The following is a 22,239-nucleotide window of genomic DNA, read 5'->3' on the forward strand; positions in this document are numbered from 1 at the left end:
ATGATTGTGGCGCACTTACGCGTTATGCCTGAAGAGCATCTTGACCGAGGATGCGAACAGGTACTGGCCACGGCCGGGTGCGTGTTCACAGTCAACGCCTCGTCAGGGCCGGCTCGGGTGAGAGGAGCGTCAATCCAAGAATGGGCGCGTTGTGCGTCGAAGATCACCCAATCATCACTCGCGGAAAGGAGTGGGCCCATGTTGACCCTTACCAGGAAGGTCGGGGAGTCGATTCGAATCGGGGAAGAGATCGAGATCGTCGTCAAAGAGATTCGACGAAATCAGGTGCGTATTGGTATTGTCGCACCACGTGATGTGCCGATTTATCGCGAAGAGGTATACGAGGCGATTCTCGAAGAAAGGGCCGACGACGAGGAGCCCTAGACCTATAGCACCGGGAGCGCGATGGGAGCGCAGCAGCAGCCGTACACGACGTATGGGATGTCTCAACGGGGAGAGACGCAGCTGGTGCTGCTCTGGCGCGACCCGGAGGTGGGCTACGTCTACTGGGAGGTGGATCCGGCTCTGAAAGAGGAGCTGTGGATTTGCCTGAGCAAGCGAGAAGGCTCCGAAGCCCGACGTCTGGAGGTTGAGCGCTGGCGGGTGGACGAAGCGCTCTCCGGGCGTTTTGTGCGGATCGAGGAGCCGGGCGCGCGCTACCAGGCCGAGCTCTGGCGGGGAGACGTCGTGGGGAGTGGGGAGCCGATCCTGTGCTCGGAGATGTCCCGAGCGCCCCGGCGTGCGCCGGGGAGTGGGGCAGAGCGTTTTGTGCGGGTCAGCTGGCAGGAGCGGGGGTTGGGATTTGAGCCGACGGAGCACCGGCATCCGGTGCGCGGGCGTTTTGCCGCCGGGACCGGGCCCCGGCTTAGCTCCATGGCTTTTATGCGGAGTGAAGACCTGCGCGGTGAAAAGGGGGATATGTGAAGACTTACCTGAGCGTGGTGCTTCACGCCCATCTGCCTTTTATTCGCCACCCCGAGGACGTCTACCACCTCGAAGAGATGTGGTTTTATGAGGCGATGCACGAGACGTACCTGCCGCTGCTGATGGCGCTGGATCGTCTGGAGCAGGATCAGGTGCCGGGCACGCTCACGCTGAGCCTGAGCGCCCCGCTGCTGGCGATGATGGCCGACGGACTGCTGGCCGAGCGCTTTGTGGCGCAGCTGGAACGCATGATCGCGTTGGCCCGCGCCGATCGCGAGACTCGGGGGGCGGAAGAACCCCGTCTGGCCGTGCTGGCTGATTTTTACGAGGCGCGCTTCGATGAGATGCGCACCTACTATCTGGACGAACTCCAACAGGATGTGCTTGCGCGCTTTGCTCACCACGCTCGCCGCGGGCGTCTGGAGCTGATGACCTGCGTGGGCACGCACCCGATCTTACCCTTTCTGGAGAGCGACGCCGGGCGTCGCGCGCAGATTCGGGCCGGACTCCAGGAGTTTGAGAGTCATTTTGGGTTCAAACCCCGGGGGGTATGGATCGCCGAGTGTGCTTTTGCTCCGGGCGTCGATCGCCTCCTGGCTGACGAGGGCATCGGCTTTGCCTGCCTGGAAGACGTGGGCATCCTCACCGCCGATGCCCCGCCGGTCTACGGCACCTACGCATCGCTGGTCTCGCCAGCGGGGGTCGCGTTTTTCGGGCGCGATCAGCTCGCCAGCGCGCAGGTCTGGAGTGCCAGCGAAGGGTATCCGGGCGACTATGACTATCGCGAGTTTTATCGTGACCTGGGTTACGACCTGCCGCTGGACGTGGTCCTTCCCTATATCCATCCCGATGGTATTCGGCATCATACCGGGCTGAAGTACCACCGGGTCACTGGCGAGGTGGGCCTGGGCGAAAAGGAGTATTATCGCCCGGATGTCGCTCGCAATCGCGCCCTGGATCACGCGCGCCATTTTGTGCACGCGCGCCGAGACCAGGGGAACGAGCTTTTTGACAAACTTGGCGAGCGACCGGCGCATCTGACCTGCTCTTACGACGCGGAACTCTTTGGTCACTGGTGGTTTGAGGGACCGCTTTTTCTGGAAGCGGTCTTTCGCGAGGCGGCCCATCACGACGATCTGGTGCTCTCGTCGCCGGCCTCGTACCTGAGCGAGGAGCCGGTGCAGCAGCAGGCCACGCCGGGGACCTCGACCTGGGGCGAAGACTCGTATTTTGGCGTGTGGCTCGATCCCTCAAATGCCTGGATTTATCGGCATCTGCGCAACGCCGAGCATCGGGTGGTGGAACTCTCGCGGGCGGCGCTCCATGGTGGGTTGCCCTCCGATCCGCTCACCTCCCGTGCGCTGGCGCAGCTCGGTCGTCAGCTCCTGTTGGCTCAGGCCAGTGATTGGGCCTTTATCATGAAGACCGGCACCACCGTGGAGTACGCTCAACGGCGCCAGTCCGGGCATCTGCGTCATATTGAAGAGCTGGCGGCGATGCTGGAGCAGGGGACGCTCGTGGAGGCCGAGTTAGCGGTCCTTGAAGATCGATATCCGATCTTCAAAGACCTGGATCCGAGCTGGTGGGCCGAGTCCGGTTGAGCCTCATCGCGCGGCGGCTCCCCGGGGTGTTTAGCTTCTTCAGTGCTACGCTCGTTCGTTGTCGCGCTGGAGGTGCTATGAGCGACCTGCGCAAGAGCAGCTTCTTGATGGGTCGAATCGTCGCCGGGTTCTTTTACCTGATTATGGGCCTGAACCATTTTGGGCAGTGGGGCTCATTGAGCGCCTATGCCGCCGAGAAGGGCGTGCCCTGGGCGTCGCTGGCGGTGGGCGTCAGCGGCGTGCTCCTGGTGATGGGAGGGATAAGCGTGGCGTTGGGGCTGCGCCCGGTGCTCGGGGTGCTCTGCGTGGTGTTGGCGCTCCTGCCCATCACGCTGATCATGCACAATTTCTGGGCCATTGACGACGCTGCCGCCCGGCAGATCGAGCTGACCAGCTTTCTGAAAAATGGGGGTCTTATCGGCTCGGCGCTCATCTTCACGGCGATTCGCCACCCCTGGCCGATGAGCCTGGATGAGTGGCTGGATACCTGGAGTTTCCGCCAGCGCCTGCGTCAGGCCGAGGAGCCGTGACGCAGGAATAGGCGCAGGTTGCCAAAGTGATCGAGCCGCCGAGACCGGCCGTTATTTGACGGCTTTTCGCACCGCTTCCAGCACGCCGGGCATCGAGGATTCCTGAGCGCGGCGGCGCATCCAGTCGGGGACCGAGCCTTCCGGGGCCGCGTGGACGGAGTATACCGCCAGGGTGCGCTCCCCGTTGTCGCCGTAGGGTTTGAGGCTCCAATAGCCATTATTGAAGCGGTAGTTCCCCTCGATCATCGACCACTGGCGGCGCCACTCGTTGGGACCCTCGGTGTGGGTGGCGGTGGTCGTGGAGCGCAGATCGCTCAGCGGGAAGGGCAGCCCTACCACCGTTTCGCAGACGAAGGTGGAGCCTTCTCGGCGGATTAACCGCGACTCTTCGATCCGTGGCATCGTCTTGCTGTAGTTGGCGCAGTCACTCACAACCGCCCAGACCCTTGATGGCGGTGCGTCGACCACGGCGGTGACCGTGATGCGCGGGATGTCGCTGCCGGACACGTCGGAGGTCTCCACCAGGATCTCCCCGGCGGCGAGTCGGGTGTCGTCGGCGGTGGCGACGCTGGCTCCCAGGGTGAGCGTGATCAGAAGGGCTGCGGCCAGTGTGTGTCGCATCGTGGGAGGTCCTTGGGGTCAGGGGCGTGGCGCTCACCGCCGGGAGTCGATCCCGGGGCCGGGCGGCGCTTGCCTATCGGTCAGAAAGCTCGCAGAGTATAGGCCCTGTCATCGCGCGAGGAAAGCATCCGTCTTTTGGGCCCGTGGTTTAAGGGACGCGGCGAATCCCCGATCATTCAATCGATACCTGGAGTTCGAACGTGAGCCAGAGCCTGACCATCCCCGAGAAGGGGCTCGATAAGAAAATGCTGCTTGAGCAGATGCGCGAGCTTCGCGATCAGGACGGCAACTGGCGCCAGGGGCGTACCTGGAGCCTGGTCTACTACGCCGATGAAGCGCATTACGAGTTTCTGAAGGAGGCCCATAACACGTTCTTTAGTGAGAATGGCCTCAACCCGATGGTCTTTCAGAGCCTCAAGCGCATGGAGTCCGAGGTGGTGCGCATGTCGGCGGCGATGTTGCACGGCGATGCGCAGGTCGTGGGGACGATGACCTCGGGAGGTACCGAGTCGATTCTGATGGCGGTGAAGGCCGCCCGAGAACGTTTTAAAAAGAAGCGTTTTATCTTCAACGGGCAGCCGGAGCTGGTCGCGCCAAAGTCCATCCACGTGGCCTTTGGTAAAGCGGCGCACTACTTCGGGATGAAGGTGCGCTACGTGGAGCTCGGCGAGGATTTTCGGGTCAACGTGGAAGCGCTCAAGCGGGCGGTCAACCGCAACACCGCGCTGATTGCGGCCTCGGCGCCGCAGTACGCTCACGGGGTGATCGATCCGATCGAGGCCATCGGGGCGTTTGCAAAGAAAGAAGACATTCCTTTTCACGTCGACGCCTGCTTCGGCGGTTTCTTTTTGCCCTGGATGGAGAAGCTCGGCTACGACCTGCCGCTCTTTGATTTCCGGGTGCCCGGGGTGACCTCGATCTCGGCCGATGTGCATAAGTACGGGTACGCGGCCAAGGGGGCCTCGGTGGTGCTCTACCGGGACATGAGCTACCTCAAGCACCAGTTCTACGTGTCGACCGATTGGCCCGGCGGGATCTATCCCTCACCGACCGTCGCCGGCACTCGTCCGGGCGGTCCGATCGCGGCGGCCTGGGCGGCGATGAAAGCCATCGGGGAGGAGGGTTATCTGGAGCTTACCCGCAAGACGATGGAGGCGGTGGAGGCTCTGCAGACCGGGGTGCGTCGCATCGAAGGGCTCAAGGTGCTTGGAAGCACCGATGGGCCGGTGGTCTGCGTGGCCTCGAAGAGCCCCGAGATCGATATCTACGCGGTCGTCGATCAGCTCAACGCGAAGGGCTGGAACCTGGATCGTCAGCAGAACCCCAACAGCTTTCACCTCTCGGTCACGGCCAATCACCTGCAGGCGGTGCCGGCCTTTTTGGAGGACCTGGAGGAGGCCGTGGCCCATGTGCGCGCCCACCCCGAGCTGAAGAGCGAGGGGCAGGCGGCGATGTACGGCATGATCGCCAAAATTCCCTTCCGCGGCGCGGTGAAATTCAGCGTACACAAGATCATGGAGGGCATGTACGGCCCCGAGGGCAAGGTCCCGGATCTGGGCGGCGAGGCCGGCGAAGACGATGATTTGATCCTGCAGCTGATGGATAAGTACGGCGACCGGGCCATGGAGGTGCTGGAGAAGTTTGAGTCATCCAAAGAGAAGCTCAAAGAGGCGCTCCCCTGGATGCGCTGAACTTTTGAACGGCAGTCGCCTCACACAAAAAAGCCCGGAATGATCCGGGCTTTTTTGCGTGGGGGGAGGCGGGGAGCAGGCCTCACTCTTCGGAGGGGACCTCCTCACAGAAATCCAGGTCGGGGAAGCCGCCGGGGGGAGTGCACTGGCCGGTAACCGCGCCGCAGATGTCGGTGCACATATCGGGCGTGCCCTCGGGCACCAGCTCCTCGGGCACCAGGCCGCCGGCCAGTGCGGCCTCGCCAGCCGGGATCGCCACCGCGTTGTTGGGGAAGACCACCTCGGAGTCGCCAAAGGTCAGCGTCCCGTCGAAGAAGTCGTTGCCCTCGTCGTCTTTGATGATCTCGGCGTAGAGCACCACGTCTTTGAGCTCGACGGTGGCCACGCCCAGCACCGGCACCGAGACGTTAAAACTCTCGGTGGTCAGAAAGCGGGTTCCCTGGTCATCTTCTACGACCGTGCCGCGGGCAAAGAGCGCCCAGCTCTGGTCGTCATCGGCGATGGTGATGACCTCCGGGTCCAGGCTGGTTTTGTCGGCCCGTTCGGTGTCGACGACTCCCTTAGCGCCGGCCAGGGCGAAGCGTCCGTCGGGTTTCACCCGCAGATCGCTGACCAGGGTGAGCACGGCGTTGAGTCCGCTGACGCTCAGGCTGCCGCCCAGGATGTAGACGCCGTTCTGGAAGGCGATGTTGGCGTCGGGGTTGCCGCCGGAGAGCCCGAACTGCACGTTGAAGAAGGTGCCCACGCCGGTATCAAAGCCCTCGGAGTCGCTTAAGCCTTCCACGACTTCCAGAATCAGCGAGGAGCCCGGCCGGGCAAATTCCGGGGCGATGGCCACCAGGGCCTCGGTGCCTTCCTCGTTGAAGGTCACGCTCATCGACTCGCACTCCCCGGCGGACACCATGCAGGTAGGCGCCAGGGGCTCGACGTCTGGGGAGGTCGGGACCCGGCGCAGTCCGCGCTCTCGCGGCCACAGGCGCAGGCCCACCGTCTCCACATCCACCGCTTTGGTAAAGGTCAGGTTCACCGGTTCGCCGGCGGCGGCGACGCGCTCGCCACCCAGGTCCAGCGCGACCTCGGGCGGGGCCACGTACTCCTGGCAGCCCGCCGTGAGCAGGGTGATCAGCGCCAGCACCGCCGGCGCGCTCCGAGTCATCCACCAGGTTTTTTTAGAAGAGCAGCTCAAAACGGTTCTCCACGAGGAAGGAGCGGACGGCGTCGCCATTGGCGTCCTGGAGCGCCGGCCCCGGGAAGAGCACGGCACTTTCGACGGTCCAGAAGAAGTTATCTCGGAATTTGTAGCCTACTTGAAGGTCGAGCTCGGTGCCATAAAAGCGGGCCGGGACGCCTCCGTGGAAGTTCAGCGCGCTGTCTTCGATGGGGCCGCCCACATCGTTGAGCGCGGTCTGCACCGCGTCGACCACGCCACCTTTGGTGGCCGACCAGGCGGCCAGCACGCCGGCGCGGGCAAAGAGGTTATGCTCGGCGGTCTTGAGCATATCGACGTAGATCTGGGGGAAGACGGCGATCGCGTTGCTGAAGCGTCCGTCGCTCTGGATCTCGGTGAGCGGGAAGCTCTCGGTGTCGGCCTCGGCCAGGTTCTCCAGGCCCACGCCCACCGAGCGCGCCGATTCAAAGGCCAGCACGTGTTCGAAGAGCAGGAGCCCCACGTTGAGATCGCGCGCGAAGCTAAACGAGGTCACCGGGTCGCCGGCGCGCGGGTTGGCGTCGCCGCTGGCGTAGTTGCCTTCCAACGAGAGGGTCACCGGTCCCAGGTGCACATCGATCACCGCCTGGGCGCCGGAGGCCTCCAGCTTCTGCATCTCGACGTTGGTGTTGGTCAGCGCGGCAAAGCCCTCGCTGATCTCGGTGGTCTCCCCGCGCTGGTGCGAGAACTGAAGGCGGAGGTCGACGTTGTTGACCCCGGTCTGAAAGGCCAGGGGGAAGCCGTAGATGCGGCTGTTGAAGCGCTCGTTGCGCAGGTGCACCACGGTGGCCGAGGCCTGGAAGCCTTTCCAGTCCAGGCCGAACCAGTCCGCTTCGGCTGCCAGAAACTGCAGGTTGGCGCCCATCTGACGCAGATCGTCGTCGGTGCGCGCGATGTTGTCCTGCTTATGGAAGTCGTAGAAAAGCCCCAGGATCACGCCGTCGTCCAGCGAGGTGTTGGGGACGTGGTCGGCGCCGTGGCGCAGGGTGTTGACGATCTCGTCGAGCTTGGTGCCAAAGAGGATGCGGTCGGCCGCGTCGGAGTACTGGCTGACCCCCCAGCGGTTGTGGCGTCCGCCGTCGTGGGCGTTGACCGTGGCGCCGTAGTTCAAGGGCTGACGCCCCACGCGCAAGAGGCCGATGGGCAACATGGCGTCGGCGTAGAGGTAGTTCACCTCCAGCAGGGGGGCCGAGGTCAGGACCGGGCCGTAGTCGGTGCGATCAAAGGGGTCGCCGCCGGGCAGCAGGCCGATTTCCCAGCGGGTGAGGTTGGGGCGCTTGGTCGCCAGCGAGACCCCGGAGTTGGAAGAGGGGTTGCCCAGGAAGCGTCCGTTGTCGCCAAAGAGCACCCCGTCGAGCGCATCGAGCTGCACGGTGATCGAGCCCACGCCCTTGAGGCCGGTGGTGGCGTTGAGGCGGAAGCGCTGCTCGGTCCAGCCGATGTCGCGCACCGCGGTGCCGTTGAGTTCCACCGGGGTGACCTGCAGCGAGCGCACCCGGTACTCACTGGTGACCTCGTGGGTGACCCGGTCTTCGTCGGGCTCTTGAGCGCGCGTGTCCACCACCCCCGGCGCGTCGAAGCCATCGGGGGGCAGGGTGGGGGGATCGGGCACATCGCGCTGCACCGGGGTGACCTCACCCGGGGCCTGGTCGGCGGCGACCTCACCCGGGGCCTGGTCGGCGGCGGGCTTCTCGGGCGCTTCGGGCGCCTCGGGCTTGGCCGGCGTCTCGGGCGCTTCGGGCGTCTCGTCTTTGGCGGGCACCGCCGGTGCCGCCGGCGCTTCGGGCTCTCCGGGGCCGGGGGGAAGCTCCCGGGTGTCGGCGGTGTCGGGGGGGGATTCTGGCGAGTCCTGAGCGGTGGCCGGGGCGCTCACCAGAAGCGCGGCGGCGATGAGGCTGATCAGGAGGCAGCGGGGGCGTGAGCGGGACGAAACGGACACAATAAACTCCAGCGAATTTGTTTTCACTTCACATAAGTTCGCAGAGCTTACGCGTTAAAAAGTGCGTATCGCAAGGGTGTTTAGGCAACTACTTCTGACGCGCTGCGCCATACCGCGCGGCGATCCTGACCTGCCGGTCACCCCTTCACCCGCCAAAAAGATCGGGGAACATCGCCAGGGCCACCACCGTGCCGATGGTGCTGCCCAGATTGGCCAGCACAAAGACCAGCGCCACCCGGGCCAGGCGGTTCTCCCACCAGCCTTTGAGACGAGCGATGTCGTCGCCCACCTGCTCCAGCTCCCGGATGCTGGGAGGGGCCACCAGCAGCTGCACCAGCCCGCCGACCATCCCGGCACCCACCGCCGGGTTGAGCGAGACGATCGGGGCGCTTAGCGCGCTGGCCACCACCGTCAGCGGATGCGCCAGCGCCACACAGGTGGCCAGCGCGGTGCAGATGGCGTTGATCACAAACCAGGTCAAGAGCGCGTCGCGCAGGGCCGCGGCGTCGCCCAGGGCAAACCCCAGCACAAAGACGCCGACGATGGCCGCGCTGAGCGCCCAGGGAAAGACCCGGGAGAGGACGCTCTTTGGGGGCACCGCGTCGCGGCAGCCGGCCGGGTCGCTGCCCCGGGCCAGGTGCCGGGCCACGCCGTCGGCGTGCGCGGTGCTGAGCAGGGCCACCACCTGCGGGGCGTCGATGGCCTCAATGGCACAGGCCATATGGGCGTCGCGCTCCTCGACGAAGGCCTGCTTGACCGCGGGCATCGAGCGCTCCAGGCGCCGAAAGCGGCGCTGCAGCCGGGCGCGCTGCGCCTCGGAGGGACGCGCTTTTTTGCGCCGCAGCGAGCCAAAGCTCAGGGCGAAGATCAGCGTCAGACGCATCCAGAAGGGGGTGCGCCGCCAGGCCCGCAGCCCGGTGATGGTCATGTCGCGATCGACCAGCGCCAGCGTGGCCCCCGAGCGCTGGGCCTCCTCCAGAGCGATGCGCATCTCGTCACCGGGCTCGGCGCCCTCAAAGGAGCCAAAGCGTTTTTGAAAGATGCGCAGGCTCAAATAGGCGTTGAGCAGCGTGCCCTTTTTGGCGCGGAGCACGTCGAGGAGGTTGAGCGTTTGCCAGCGCTCCGGGTCCCCGACCCACTCCCGGCGCTGGGCGTCGAGCTCCACGGCCAACGCCCCGGGGCGCTCGGCCTGGAGGGTGGCCCGCAGCGCGTGGAGCGAGGCCTCGTCCACCCGAGGGAGATCGAGAATCACGAAGCGGCGCCCCCCCCGCTCGACCACCTGGCGGTGCACCCCGGGCAGCCCCACGCTCAGCGCCTGACGCTCCTCGGGCGCCGGCGCCACCGCCGGCGCAGCCCCGGGGGAGGGCGTTGTCAACGCCGCGGGCGCTGGTGTAGCGTCGGCGCTCTTTGACGCCGAGAATGCCGCTGATCTGGGGAGCTCTGAGGACATGATGAACCCATTAACCTTTGCTGATATCCATTGCCACCCAACCTTCTACGCCTTTAACCGGCTGCGCAACTCTGCGCAGGAGCACGACCCGGCGCGCTTTCAGCCCTGGGTGGAGCTGGAGAGCCACCTGGAGCATCAGCGGGCCGGGGAGCGGGCCTCGGACTACGTGCAGTCGAACTTTGCACGCATGAAGGCCGGCAATGTCCGCCTGATCTTTGCGAGCTTTACCCCGATTGAGCGGGGCTTCTTTATCGGCAGCGGCTCCGGCGATGAGCGCCCCTTCCCCGAAGAACTCCGGGCCTGGCTACGCCTGGAGCGACCCGCCCAGGCCATCGCCGAGCTGCTCGCCGGCGACGTCGAGGGCGCGGCGAAAAAGGCCCTGGGCTTGCTGCGCAACGATGGCCCCCTGCGCCAGCTCGTGCAGCGGGTGGTCATGGGCTACGACGCGCCGCGCGTGGCCCACATGTCCAGCTCGGCCTACGACTACTGGGAGGAGTTGCTGCGGGAGTACGACTTCTTAATGCGCGGCGCAGGCACGCGCCAGCAGGTGGCCTTTGAAAGCGCCCGGGGCCCCCGTCAGATCGAGGGCTCCTACCGGGTGGTCACCGGCGAAGAGGACCTGCGCGCGGTCCTGGAGCGCGACGAAGACGACATGGCCGTGGTGCTCACCATCGAGGGGGCCCACGTCTTCTCGGTGGGCCGCGATCTGGGGCCGGTGAGCCTGGAGGTGATGCTCGAGCGCATCGAGGCGATGAAGGCCTGGGAGCATCCGGTGCTCTTTTTGACCCTGGCCCATCACTTCGACAACCACCTCTGCGGCCACGCCCACAGCCTGGTCGATGCCGCCGATCTGATCATGGATCAGGAGGCTCGCCTCAACCAGGATTTCGACCCGGAGCGCGGGCTTAAGGTGGTGCGGGAGCTTCTGGACCTCGACGAGGAGCTGCGCGATCGGGGCGGCCGACGCATCCCGCTGGATGTGCGCCACATGAGCGCCCGCGCCCGTCAGACCTACTACCGGGAGGTGGTCGAGCCCTACAACCGCTGGCACCAGGAGCAGCCGGCCGCCTACCGCGCCCGCTACCCCAAGATCCCGGTGGTCATGAGCCACTCGGGCTACGCCGGGGTGCCCTCCCTGGCGCAGATGATCGCCGACGAGGACCACGAGCACGACCGCTGGCATCGCGGGCCTTTTTACGCCTGGAGCATCAACTTAAGCGATGAAGACATGCGGGTGATCTTCGAGTCCGGGGGCCTGGCCGGCATCAACCTGGACCGGCGCATCCTGGGGATGAAGCCCGGCGATAAGCTCGAGGAGGCGCTGGTGCCCGAGGTGGTCCTGCGTCAGATTTTTGCCCTGGTCGACGTCGTCTTTCTCGACGATCGCTACTCCCCGCAGGAAAAACTCCGGGTCTGGGATCATATCTGCCTGGGCACCGACTTCGACGGCTTTATCCACCCGATCCAGACCTGCCCCACCGCCGCCGAACTCCCCGCGCTGGCCGAGGCGTTGCGCGAGCTCCTGGAGCGCCACAAACACACCCGCGGCATCGCCGAGATCGGGGTGGAGCAGATCCTGGAGAAATTTGCCTGGAAGAACGCCTACGCGTTTGCGCTTACTCATCTGCCGGCCGCCGCCGGGGCCGCCCCCGCCGGGGAGGCGCCGACCAACGAGACGGCCCCCGGAGCTGACCAGGCGTCGAAGACGACCCGGGCCCAGACGACCAAAACCACCAAAAAAACTAAAAAGACCAAAAAGACCACGCGCACCGCGAAGGCCGCGGCAAGCCCCTCCACCGGCAGCGTGAAGCCCCCCGAGAAGGAAAAGAGCGATGCTTGAGCAGACCCCCCCACCCCAGAACTGGCTGATCCTGCGCGGCCTGGCCCGTGAGCAACGTCACTGGGGCCCCTTTATCGAGATTTTTGAGGCGAAGGTCCCCGGCTCCCGGGTCCATACCCTGGATCTGCCCGGGGTGGGCACCGAGTGCGACCGCGAGAGTCCGGTGACGGTGGCCGGCATCGTGGGCGATATGCGCGAGCGCCTGGCCGCGCTGCGCGCGCTCCACCCCGGGGGCTGGGGGCTGCTCGGCGTCTCGCTGGGCGGGATGGTCACCATGGAGTGGGGCCGGCTGCATCCCGAGGATTTTGCGCGCCTGGTCGTTATCAACTCCAGTGCCGCTGACGTCAACGGCCCCCTGCGCCGCCTCAACGCCCGGATTCTCCCCGACATGCTCCGCGCCATGGTCGACCCGGACCCGGTGGAACGGGAGCGCCGCATCCTGAACTTCACCTCGGCGCTGATTCAGGAAAAAGAGGTCGTCGCCCGCCAGGCCGCCGAGTTTGCGCGCGACGCCCCGATCCGCCGCCGCAACGCCCTGAAGCAGCTCCTGGCCGCGGCCACCTTCCGGGCCCCCGGCGCGCTCCCGGTCCCCACCCTGGTGCTGGGCGCCGGGGGCGACGCAATGGTCGCCCCGAGCTGCGCCTGGCACCTGGCCAAACGGCTCAACGCCCCGCTGCACATGCACCCGACCGCCGGCCACGAACTAACCCTCGACGATCCGGAGTGGGTGGCCCATCAGGTCGCCAGCTGGTGCCGAACGTCCCAGGACGACGCCAGCGTCGTCGCTGCGTCGTCGCGGTAGCTAAAGCTACAGGCTTCATCCCTGCCTCCTTGCTGGGCGTGCGCCCTGTGGCGCTCGGATCGGGAGCCGTGCGGGGTGGAAAGACCGGCGACCGCGGTACACCTGCGATTCGCGGTCAAGAATCAGGCATGTACGGCGGTACAGGGGCGATTCTTGGGCAAGAAAGGGTGATGTACGGCGGTACAGGGGTGTTTCTTGGGCAAGAATAGGGTGATGTACGGCGGTCAGGGGTGTTTCCCTGGGGATAGTGGCGTTTTCATGAAAAAAACCCGCAGGGTGTTCCCTGCGGGGGGGCTGGTGTTTGGGGGGCAGACCTTGGCGAGTGGGCCGGCGTTTATGGGGCAGGTAGGTGTTGGTGCGGGCTCGGCCGGGGTAGTCGCGGATAGAATAGTGATGAGGAAGGCAAGCGCTCCTCATTCGGAGGGGCACGATGGGGCAGTAAATACTAGGGGGAGGGCGCCATCGGCGTTGTGCCCTCCATCACTCCTCTCGCGTTGCATCCATCCTGATTCGTCAGAATAGCCTTCACGCGAAGGAGGGCTGAAAAATAGTCAATCCGGAGGCTTGCTGGCTAAGGTTTTGTTCATCATCCCACTGGATAATCTTAGTGAGATGACGTTTTTTTGAATAGGTGCAATACCTTGCAGGAGGGTGGTCCTTGTTCTGGGACTCGTTTTAAAACCTATGGACATTTGTGAAAAATTTTAATAATGCTGAAAGGAATAAGAAAATAATCCAACCTCGACCGTCCCGAGGGCTGTATGTCGTACCGAATTCTCTTTTTCCTTGTTTTGCTTACGTCGTTTCTCGCTACGTCGGCAGTCGCGCAGCAAACAACTCCGCCGGCGCCCACCATGCCCGCGGAAAATATTGCCACGATTGGTGTGGAGGAGTCGATTGTAGCCCTTTCGCAGGGGGAGGAAGCGCTGACGCGCACGGTAACCATCATTCCTTTCGAGACCTTCGCGTACCATTTTTTGTTGACGCATTGGTATTTTGATGAAGGAGGGGCGCAACTTCTTGGGGATGCGTTTCCTGTTCGATTCGATGAGGCACCTCTTAATCTTCTCGACGGCGTTGCTGAAACCAATGCGCTTCTTAATGATATCGTCGTAACGGGGATCGAGTTCGACTACTACGGACCGGAACCACCGTATGAATCTGTATGGTTCAGTGGCACAGAGTTCATCGTCACGTTTGATGCCGCATGGGTTCCCGGGTCAAACCAGACGCGCGTGGAATCACAAAACTTCATGTACGTTCACGCCGATCTTGCGGGCATATCGCCATGGGTAGGGCATGGACAGGTAGATGGGGTTACTATGCACACCACTGGCCTTCGGGGAGTGGGGTTGGGGGAGTGTTGTACGCTCAACAGCAACGCACCGGGGATCACAGGGATAGAATGTGGTCTTGTTCCCGTTGGGCCGTCCGGCTGCCCCGACGATCAGCCGGATTGTATGTTCACGCTCCCTATCGAAACGGTCTCGATTCCAAACACCGGAATCGACTTCAACTTTCGAAACGGAACCTACATTGATCGAACTCAAACTCCTCCATCGAGTTTTGGTGGGTGGGGTGCTTCGCATCCCCGACATGGCGGTCGACCAATTCGCCCTGTGCATTCCCTTCCTTCCTACAATGAATTTTCAAATAAGGGCGTGAACCCCATTCCGCTGCCTGTGCCGCAAAAAGAAGTGGCCTGCCAGATATGCACGGTTGTCGACCTCGCTCGGTGCATGGAGACACCGACTCCTCAATCGACTCCATTTATCGGGGAGGATTCGTGTGCGCCCAACAAAAGCGGCATCGATCCGCTCTGTGCGCGTATTGGTGGCGCGATGGGCTCGCTACCCGCGCAATGCGGAGGCCTGGGAATCGGGGAGTTCGTCAATACTGCCGGGTGTTTTGGCCCTACATCGTCAGGGGTCTCCGGTAAGCTCACAACTGGTCTGGGTGGATCCTCGCTCACTGTCGATAAATGCGACGGCTATCCCGTTCCTGAATACTGTAATTATGTTGATGGAGAAGCCCCGGGATGTTTTTCTCCTGAGGTAGAAGATGATGCAAACCAGTTCTGGATCGACCATGTGATGGGATGTGCATACGGAAACCCCGGACCCGATGTCGCCTGTTACGAAAATGGCGCTTGTCACAGGATGGCGCCCGGGGTCGTGCGATGCGTTCATTGTAATGACGATGGCCATTGCCGTGAATCAATACTCAGAGACGCGCTGGCAGCGGATCCGCGAGAGTCAGGTGACGAGTCAAGTGAAGGAGAGGGCGAAGTGAAGGATTTCTCCTACGAGGGGATGGATATCCGTGCCTTCGAGGAGTATGACGAGCCAGACTACAACTCACCGGGGGAGGGTGGAGATGGAGATGATGCAACAGAAATCGCTGGATCAGGTAATGGTAATGGTAATGGTGATGGTGATGGTGACGGAACGGGAGAAGGGCCCGGAAACGAGCGCGCTACGGACGGAGACCCCGTTTTGCTGGGCAGCGGGGGGCTCGAGGATAGAATTGTAGATTTTGTCTTCGATGGCCAGGGGATAGATCTTACTTTTGAGCGTACCTATCGATCCAAATCCGATTACCGAGGAACGATGGGGAGCAACTGGTCGCATAATTATGACGTGAGAATCGTCCCCATTACCGAAGCGAACGCCCCGGATTGGATTGCGCCTTATTGTACGAAAAACCTCATTTCTCCTAATTGCATTTTGTATGAGGAGGGAACGGAGGGGACCCGGATATTCTATCGCGATCGCGGGCAGGCATCCCAGACGATCTATACTCCTCAGGCTGGAGACACCAGCACGGTGATCGCGACTAAAGATGGCTGGAAACACCGGACAAGTGACGGCACCATCCGTACCTTTGGAAAGTACGGTTATCTCGAATCGATTGAAGATCGATTTAAAAACAAGGTGACTCTCGAATATGAGTTCACCCCCCTCGGCGCGCTTTACCATACGTATTGCAACGCGCGGGATCGCGAAGAGATCAATCAACAGGAAAACTACGACCATCGTTTTTGTGATTGGCTCGCGTATTCTCTGGGAGATTTGGCTGAGCTCGACGTAAGTCCGGACGGCGTGCCGGCTACCGTTGTTGTGGGAGGAGAAAATGTACCCGTTATCGATACACCAGAATTGCCTTGTGGATCATTCGGTAACAGAGCAGCCCCTCGTAAGTCTTGTTATCCTATGGTTCATAATCTGGCGCAGGCAGTTGAATACGGTGAGCGTCTCCGTATGATCAGCTTCATCCCGGAATCGGTGCAGGGAACGCATATGATGCGACCCACGCGAGTTCGGGACGATCACGGCCGAGAGTTGACTTTCGAATACGAGGAATCTCTGCCACCAAGCAGTAATACTAATGTTGAGAATCTCTTTCGTTATGGATTGCTGAAGGCGGTTTCCGGGCCGAAGGGAACCAGGCTGGAGTTCGAATACAATCGGCCGGATAGTTCAGAGTATCCGGCGCGACTGGCCGATATGTATTTGACGGGTGCATTCCGTGCCGACACCGAGCTCCCGGGAAATACCGAACGTACCCTGGAGTACAAATATCCCTGGAGTGACCAAAGCACGTTCTGGACTGCGACCGAACTCGAGGACGTTCGCGCCGTATACGGAAATTATTATAGCAGCATACGTGGGTGTACAATGACGCCGACGTACGCTGGTCAGGTGCAAAATGCGGTGTCACAAGATACATGCTCCGTTGGCTCGATTGGTGGTGGCGGAGGAACGTCTTCTACAACCCCCGGAAATCCCTGCTTTTTAAGAGAAAGGTCAGCTCAAAATTATCTGGCTGGCCTTGCTGATAACATCATTCGGGTTGTCGATACGGGGCATGTAGCGATCGAAAACTCTTATGAAACGGATTTTTTTCACAGAAATTTTGATCGCGTTATCGAACAAAAGTTCGGCGGAGTATATGTTTCGGCGCCTCCCAGTAACTGGGTGACGGGTTTTCCCTCATACGGATTTGAATACTATTCGGGACTCGATAATCAGATGTTGTCCCATCCCGCTGTGACGCAGTTCTTTGGGGATATTGTTCAGGAAACCCTGGTTGATCAAACCTTCTGCACCACCAGTACCGATCCTGCATGCATGACGGAACTCCTCATTCATGAAGATCCTGTTCCCTTTACGACATGCAATTCGGAAACATTTGAGCATCAATCACAACGCTGTAGTATCGCCCATTCCTCGCCATTTTGGATGGCGTTGCCCGGCGCCAATCCCTTTAAATACCACGAACGTGATCCTGCCCATGCTGGTGAAATCACGATCACGGCGATCCCGTGCTCGACGATTGCGGCAAAGAACGTGGGAGATCCCACGCATAACGGACTTGTTGCTCATGTTGAAATGAATCCTAGCATCGGCGACGGTTTCCCCTTTGTTCCCTTTCCCGGTTACTCGTCATTTTATACTCAAGGATCTAGAGAGCGAGTGGGGGAGGACGTAAATCGCGTATGCGAATGGGTGAAGACCGTGAACCGCGATGGCATTGAAACAGTGCGGGGGTTGAATTATCGGGGACAGGTTGTTCTCGAAACTACCCCGCGAAATGTGAATCAAGATCAGTCATACGTAGCCATCAGGAATAAGTATAACTCAGACGGTAATCTGATTTACGAATCTGAACTTCATGATGAAACTCTTCAGTATGGGTATACGTTATATCATTATGATAACGACTGGGTGGACGAGGACGTGGTGCCCGGGGTAGTGCAGGGAGAAGATCAAGACGGTAATGTGTTCTATCTTCCGGTGGACTATCATATACCGCCTCATGTCGTAGAGCCGGGATACTGGACGCGAAGAAATAATGTCAAAGAGGTTCAAATAGTGCTTGAATCTCCGGCTGCCTTGGAGATGGGTGGCGGAACTCTGGCGCATGTTAAAGAGCGTCGAGTTCAGTTCGAATATGAGCCGCTTTTTAATCAAGTTAGCTCAATGAATGAATATGCGGTTACGGATACCGATGAGTGGATACTCGCCCACCAAGAGGCCGTAGATTACGACTATCAGGAGGCAGGGCTCGTGGATGGCCAGGGGAACAGTTCTGCGCTGGCCAATTACATGATGGGTCTGATTGCCTGGGGTTGGGACTTCGGACATCAGGCAGTCATCGAAGTGGATCCCACTACGTCGGAAGAGATTGTGGTGGGATATGAATTGAGTTCCGATCTTGAGATCAGAGGCGACTTATCCCAAGCTGATTACTTACGAACAACACAATTTACGGTGTCCTTAGGGGAAGGAGATCTAAACGGAGATAATGTTGAGGGAGGTATAGGGGATACGTTACTCGGACTTCCGGTGCGCAGAACGATATATCCCGTAGCAGGAGTGGTGTCCGGCGAACAGGCCCGTGAAACCAAGTATGCCTGGTCAGAGTTTGGTAAGCTTATCCGTGAAGAGAAAGACTCTGGACAAGTGATACAGCACTACTACTACCCCAAAGGCGAATTTGGTGCGGGCGCTGGCGAGCCGGATATTAGTGTGTTTGACAGCCACGCGCAGAGCCGAGGCCTGAGGGGGCGTACGGAGTACACAAATTGGAGTAACGACGATTATGAAACTACGCTGGATGCAGAGCTGGAGTCCCGTCGGTGTGGAAGTCTTCAGGGCCCCTTCGCATTCATATTGCCGCAGGGGTGTTCGGAAGGAACGGGGTATTCAACGCTCTTAAATCTCGGTGTGAAAAAGAGTGTTTTGCAAAAGGTGCTTAATGGTACCGGGAGAACATCTCATAAAAGCTACAGATATGACCTTAAGGGAGATGTCGTTAAAGAGTATCGTCCTGAAGGTGTGGTGACCATATCATATAATGGTGATCGATATCCCGTAGCTGTGTCGCATCCTTCGAAGGCGATCACCGCGATTGCCTACACGCCTAATGGCTCGGAGGTTCGTCGCGCGGTGATTGAATACGGGCCGAATAGCCCTCTCTCCGATCGACGAAGGGTCGTGGATCTCTATGGAAAGCCTTTGCTGGAAGGCGAGGCGCGGGTAAGTGGTGGATGCGATGTGGTGTTCGATGGCTTGCCAGAAACGGTGGTGGATGAGTCTATGGTGGCAGGCGTAGATTTATATGCCTATGAAGACTGTAGACTTTCCCGTTTTTCGTACACCGGGGAGGGGCGCCTTGCCAGTGAAGAAAGGGGCGGGCTGGTATCGGCCTATCTTTACAACAGTCTGGGATCTGTTGTGTCATTCGAGGAGTACTCTGCAACTTCCTATAATGGTCGAATTTCCGGAAAGGTGTTCACAACTGAGTATGATCTTAACCAGAATCCAGTGTACCAGGGGGTAACGGGATATGACGGTACGTCTGAGTGGGAGCTTTACTCATACGATTCTGCCGGAAACCTCATTACCTATCAGGACCCACGGGGCAGTATCTGGGATATGAAGTATTCCTATAAAGGTGAATTAGTAGAGAGGGCTTTTGCCGGCAATATATACGGGAGCGATAATCTCACGAGTGAATCACGCTTGAGTTACAATGGTTTTGGTGAGCTTGTTCAAGAACTTAAGGATGGTCTCCTAGAGCGTCAGGTTCTTCGTCTTCCTGATGGGCGTCCTTATGGTATTCGCACCACGGGAGAAAGCGATCAATGGTTTACCGGCACGTATGATGGCTCCAACCTCTGGACTGGAGTCGGGGACTCGCATTCGTCGGTAGGAGTCCGAGATGGATATCAAGCGATGAGGTACGCATTTGGTATCGAGTGGCCGACGCCCGGACTGCAGTTGAGCCAAGATCCGGCAGTGATCTCGAAAGAGTCAACATTGGATAGCTATGGAAAGCCCTTGGTGGAGACGGCGACAGGCGCCAGCGGGTCTTTGCGCTCTTCCACGGTACAACGCGACGTTTTGGGAAGGGCGCTAAGAGTAAAAGACTCGCGTGGGCGAGAGAGCTATAGAAGCCTCGATTTTGTCGGTAACGTGCTGGAGTCATGCGCAGTGGACGCGTTGGACGCTTCGACGAACTGTGCGCTATATTCCTACGACGACTATGATCGTCCGTCGGAAATTATTGACCCCGAGGGGGGGGTCACAGATGTGACGTACGATACATTCGGGCGAAAGATCGCATCCATCGCGACGAGCGTTTTGCCGAATGGCGGTGGGGCTCCCTATGAGTGGATGCTCTACGATGACCTGGATCGTATCACCGCCAAGCGCGACCGTATCGACGACGCGGTTTACTTTAGTTATGATGCCCGGGGGGATATCGAGTCGGTCTCTAACGATATCGACATACTGCGTACCTTTGATTTTGATTCCCTGGGACGCATTTCTTCGATGATGTCGACCAGCCCGCTAAGTTCCCATCAGGATGCGGCATACATCGAGAATGTTAACGGGGTGCTCACGGAGAAAGATTTTAGTGTGGTCAGGGGGTACGAGTATGATGTTTTGGGTAACGTCATAAGCGAAAGCTTGGATGTGGGCGGGGAAACGTATGTAGCCGATCACTATTATGGCTACTATCCTACCTCCGTTGAGGTCGCGACTTATGTAAATTCGGACTTTGAGGTATTCCGGGAGTTCGATGGAAGGGGGCGGGAGATTTTTTCGTCGGCGTACCGAACGACATCTAACAGTGATGTTAAGGGGGAATCGTTTTGGTTGGGCCAGGCGCTCGCGGCGCATTACGGAAACAATATGACGGAAACGCGAGGTTATAATGACTTTTATGACCTGACACATAAGGAATACAGTGCGCTCACACTCGTCAACGGTCAGCCGGTCAATTCCGGAAGGGCCGACGAGTACTGCGGTCAACATATCCATGGTTATGGATGGGATCCCGATCTCTGTGGATTGCCGCTCTTGGAGATGGATTTGACCTATTCCAACTCAGGGGCATTGGAAAGCGCGCTTACCACGTACGGTTTCCCGAATGGGATGATACGTGATGGGAGTGACTTCTCATTTCATGAGTATAGCTATGATGGCCGTCATCGTATTGATGCGCATGATTTTTATGTTCAGTCTTCAACCTCGCCGCTTAGCGTGGGCGCTTCTCACTCGTTCCTTCGCGATTCAGCGATGGGAAGTCTTAATAAGCTGGTGCGAAACCCGTCCGGCGATAGTGTGAATTTTAAGCGCTTCGGTCATGGGCAGCTCGTGGATATCAATGCACCGGAGTTTGGCGCGGTCATTGATCGCGATGCTTCGGGAAGAGTCATCGATTTGCCCCATCAGGATGTAGGTCTTATTGCTTATGATAGTTTAGGTCAGCTCATTGGAACGAACGATTTTGAGGAAGTTCATATTTATGACGCTTCTGGAGATCACGTGGCCAATGTGCATCAAGACGGTTCGGTGGTGCATCATATTCGAATGGGAAATGGTGTGTACCTTCAACACCGTGTGCATTTGGATGAATATGACTTCTTTGTGCGTAGTCAGGAGCAGAATGCTTACCTGGGCATGATTCGGTCAGATGGTAAGGCTCTTATTCCTCTTGTCGATGAGCGAAACTCCATTGTCGGTGTGTGGGATTCGGAAGCAATGGAGATGTTGGAGTATCGCCAGTACGATACGTTTGGACGCGTTCTCGTTATCAACGGCGCGGACCAGGTTATCTGTAACGAGATTGATGATTTGAGTGCGAATTGCTCTCTGTCGACGTTTGGCGGGCTTGGGTATACGGGAGCCTGGCGTTCGGATGCTTCCGGGCTCTACCGCTTTGGTGCGCGTTGGTACTCGACATTGCTGGGTGAGTTTATGAGTTCCGATCCCCTGTGGTACGTGGATTCCTTTAATCCGTATGCGTATGCGGCATTTGATCCGGTAAATCGTTGGGATCCGACGGGCCTTAGCTCTGAGCGTCATCTGGAGCAGTCGGAAGGCAAAGGTAAGAAGGATGAGGAGGACGAGTCCAAGCGACCGAAGCCACCAAAGCCACCAAAGCCGCCGAAGAAGAATGGCAATGATGATGATTGGCCCAATGCAGCTGATATACTTGCAGGTCTCTCAGCTGTGGTTGATGTGATCCCTGTGGTGGGGAGTGCTAAGAGTGCTGCTGAGGTGGTTTTGGGATACGACCCGATTACCCAACAGAATGTGAACCGCGGGGAGGCGGCTCTGGGCATCGCGATGGGGCTGATCCCCTTTGGTAAAGTAGCCGGGATAGCCGGGAAGGCCGGGATACGGGCGCTTTCTAGGCTTACCGCTCGGCAGGGGACGAAAGGCGGAAGGCATGGTGCGAAGATGTTGTCTCAATTAGACGATCGCAAGAAACTTTGCTTTGTTGGTGGTACCGGTGTGTTGGCGGCGTCCGGGACGATACCCATTGAAGATGTGGACGTGGGTACCGTTGTTATCGGGGCCAAAGGGGAGGCGCAAGAACATCGTTGGAAAGAGGTAGATCTGCCAGCGGAGGCGTCCACTATAGAACCAACCGTCGAAGAGGAGGTTTATCTGGAGTTTCCATTTCTTCGGGGTGTGTCAATGGCGAGTCATCATTGGTCGCTTATGAGTTGGCCGGATTTGAGAAACGAGTTTCATCAAAGATTCGGTCTGAAGCATCCACAGCCAAACGTTCATTGATGTCAGTATTTGATGTGTCGAAATTGAATGGGGTTGCT

At 59.8% G+C, this 22,239-nt stretch carries 12 protein-coding genes; 8 read left to right on the forward strand and 4 right to left on the reverse strand.

What is annotated here, in order from left to right; all coding sequences use genetic code 11:
- The first annotated feature begins 198 nt into the window (after positions 1 to 198).
- From csrA to DL240_RS17370, 4 genes are all read left to right on the forward strand, one after another.
- A complete protein-coding gene (csrA, locus tag DL240_RS17355; protein WP_111731167.1) occupies positions 199 to 384 on the forward strand; it encodes a carbon storage regulator CsrA in 186 nt (61 codons plus the stop codon).
- Positions 385 to 441: 57 nt separating this feature from the next.
- The gene (locus tag DL240_RS17360) at positions 442 to 924 is read left to right on the forward strand and encodes a DUF4912 domain-containing protein (protein WP_158542707.1); all 483 of its coding nucleotides are present in this window, start codon (positions 442 to 444) and stop codon (positions 922 to 924) included.
- Complete coding sequence (locus DL240_RS17365) at positions 921 to 2,525, forward strand: glycoside hydrolase family 57 protein (RefSeq protein WP_111731169.1); 1,605 nt, start codon at positions 921 to 923, stop codon at positions 2,523 to 2,525. Before DL240_RS17360 ends, DL240_RS17365 begins: the two co-directional genes overlap by 4 nt.
- Positions 2,526 to 2,602: 77 nt before the next feature.
- Positions 2,603 to 3,055 (forward strand): DoxX family protein, encoded by a 453-nt coding sequence (locus DL240_RS17370; RefSeq protein WP_111731170.1) that lies wholly within the window; start codon positions 2,603 to 2,605, stop codon positions 3,053 to 3,055.
- Positions 3,056 to 3,106: 51 nt separating this feature from the next.
- Here the strand turns inward: DL240_RS17370 and DL240_RS17375 are convergent, their stop codons facing one another.
- Complete coding sequence (locus DL240_RS17375) at positions 3,107 to 3,676, reverse strand: SRPBCC family protein (protein WP_111731171.1); 570 nt, start codon at positions 3,674 to 3,676, stop codon at positions 3,107 to 3,109.
- 200 nt (positions 3,677 to 3,876) lie between these two features.
- On the opposite strand from DL240_RS17375, the gene DL240_RS17380 reads away from it, so the two are divergent.
- Positions 3,877 to 5,367, forward strand: coding sequence for a pyridoxal phosphate-dependent decarboxylase family protein (locus tag DL240_RS17380; protein WP_199589855.1), 1,491 nt, complete (start codon positions 3,877 to 3,879; stop codon positions 5,365 to 5,367).
- Between the two features lie 82 nt (positions 5,368 to 5,449).
- Here DL240_RS17380 and DL240_RS17385 read toward each other — a convergent pair whose 3' ends face one another.
- From DL240_RS17385 to DL240_RS17395, 3 genes are all read right to left on the reverse strand, one after another.
- A complete protein-coding gene (locus tag DL240_RS17385; protein WP_146618383.1) occupies positions 5,450 to 6,553 on the reverse strand; it encodes a hypothetical protein in 1,104 nt (367 codons plus the stop codon).
- Positions 6,537 to 8,513: a YML083C domain-containing protein gene (locus DL240_RS17390; RefSeq protein ID WP_111731173.1), complete on the reverse strand. Its 1,977-nt coding sequence runs from the start codon at positions 8,511 to 8,513 to the stop codon at positions 6,537 to 6,539. Before DL240_RS17390 ends, DL240_RS17385 begins: the two co-directional genes overlap by 17 nt.
- Positions 8,514 to 8,658: 145 nt before the next feature.
- The gene (locus DL240_RS17395; protein ID WP_146618384.1) at positions 8,659 to 9,963 is read right to left on the reverse strand and encodes a TraB family protein; all 1,305 of its coding nucleotides are present in this window, start codon (positions 9,961 to 9,963) and stop codon (positions 8,659 to 8,661) included.
- On the opposite strand from DL240_RS17395, the gene DL240_RS17400 reads away from it, so the two are divergent.
- The 3 genes from DL240_RS17400 to DL240_RS17415 all read left to right on the forward strand — a co-directional run bounded on the left by DL240_RS17400 (position 9,962) and on the right by DL240_RS17415 (position 22,201).
- A complete protein-coding gene (locus DL240_RS17400; protein ID WP_111731175.1) occupies positions 9,962 to 11,803 on the forward strand; it encodes an amidohydrolase family protein in 1,842 nt (613 codons plus the stop codon). The two genes, DL240_RS17395 and DL240_RS17400, sit on opposite strands and share 2 nt — an antisense overlap.
- Positions 11,796 to 12,605, forward strand: a complete 810-nt coding sequence (locus tag DL240_RS17405) for an alpha/beta fold hydrolase (RefSeq protein ID WP_111731176.1) — start codon at positions 11,796 to 11,798, stop codon at positions 12,603 to 12,605. Before DL240_RS17400 ends, DL240_RS17405 begins: the two co-directional genes overlap by 8 nt.
- 761 nt (positions 12,606 to 13,366) lie before the next feature.
- Positions 13,367 to 22,201: an RHS repeat-associated core domain-containing protein gene (locus DL240_RS17415; protein WP_146618385.1), complete on the forward strand. Its 8,835-nt coding sequence runs from the start codon at positions 13,367 to 13,369 to the stop codon at positions 22,199 to 22,201.
- Positions 22,202 to 22,239 lie beyond the last annotated feature (38 nt).

It is taken from the genome of Lujinxingia litoralis, from assembly GCF_003260125.1.
Taxonomy (GTDB): Bacteria; Myxococcota_A; Bradymonadia; order Bradymonadales; family Bradymonadaceae; genus Lujinxingia; species Lujinxingia litoralis.